This window comes from Xanthomonas euvesicatoria pv. euvesicatoria (assembly GCF_020880415.1).
Taxonomy (GTDB): Bacteria; Pseudomonadota; Gammaproteobacteria; order Xanthomonadales; family Xanthomonadaceae; genus Xanthomonas; species Xanthomonas euvesicatoria.
Genome location: NZ_JAJIUJ010000091.1, coordinates 1 through 696 on the forward strand (window position 1 = coordinate 1; position 696 = coordinate 696).

A 696-nucleotide genomic window follows, 5' to 3' on the forward strand; every position below is an offset into this window, starting at 1 on the left:
GGTGATGACCTTGCCGGAGTTTGCCAAGGGGCCGATGCAGAGCGGTCCCCAAGGGGACGGCGGTGGGGGTGGAGACGGGGGAGGAGGCGGTGGTGGTGGAGGGGGTGGCGGTTAGTCAAAATCGCTCCCTGACCAGCCGAGCTCAGGAGACCTCATGGACAGGCAAGACACCCCCGCAATGGCGGAAATGATGGCCACGTTGAATGCATCGAACACTTCGTTGCAAGAGACGGTCAAAGTGCTGACGACGCTGGTGGTGGCATCCATGCAGCAGCGCGAACAACGGTTGCGCGAGGTGGTCGCCGAGCAACTTCAGGTAGTCCAACACGCGGCCAGCAGCGCCGATGCCAAGGTCAATCGGGTCTTGGAAAACGCCCTGCCGAGGCTGACGCAGCTGACCAATCAGGCGTTGACGCAGACGCTGGAGCCAGCCGCCAAGCGATTCAACAAAGAAATGGCCACTGCGGACGAGACATTGCAGCAAGCCACTCGACGTTATGCGCAGGCCCAGCAGTCCTTGGAAACAAAGATCACGCGACGCATGGGCATTGCATCGGCCACGATGCTCGTGGCGGGCGTGTTGGGACTGGGGGCGGTGGTCTATTCGGTTGGCATCATCACCGAAAAGCGAACCGAACTCGCGCAGCTTCGAGCATCCATCGATTACCTGGACCGCGTGTCTCGTGCTGACCTCGC

1 protein-coding gene is annotated in these 696 nt (G+C 61.5%); it reads left to right on the forward strand.

What is annotated here, in order from left to right; genetic code table 11:
• Nucleotides 1–154: 154 nt before the first annotated feature.
• A partial coding sequence (locus tag LN450_RS15260; protein WP_228885001.1) for a hypothetical protein occupies nt 155–696 on the forward strand: 542 nt, incomplete at its 3' end.